Source organism: Streptococcus suis (assembly GCF_002964045.1).
In the GTDB taxonomy this organism is placed as follows: Bacteria; Bacillota; Bacilli; order Lactobacillales; family Streptococcaceae; genus Streptococcus; species Streptococcus suis_U.
Genome location: NZ_POPB01000281.1, coordinates 1 through 288, shown reverse-complemented (window position 1 = coordinate 288; position 288 = coordinate 1). Strand labels below are relative to the sequence as shown.

At 36.5% G+C, this 288-nt stretch carries 1 pseudogene; it reads left to right on the top strand.

The window, feature by feature from the left end:
- Positions 1 to 94: 94 nt before the first annotated feature.
- Positions 95 to 288 (top strand): annotated as a pseudogene (locus C1E99_RS03695) (insulinase family protein); the annotation flags it as partial.

The following is a 288-nucleotide window of genomic DNA, read 5'->3' as shown; positions in this document are numbered from 1 at the left end:
ACCTTATAATTTAAATTCCATAAGTCACCTCGTTACAGAATATTATATCACAAAATGGTATAATGGAAGGTACAATGTTTGAAAGAGGAAGACGATGAAATTACAAGAGGGAGTAGATCTTCATTTTATTGATACAGATCAGTTTACGACAAACCGTATACGTATTCGCTTTGCAGCTGAAATGAGTGAGGCTACAGTTGCTGGTCGTGTGTTAGTTGCAAATATTTTTGAAATGGGTAACCAAGAATTTCAGACTGCTCAGGCTGTTCGGAGAAGATTGGCAGAATT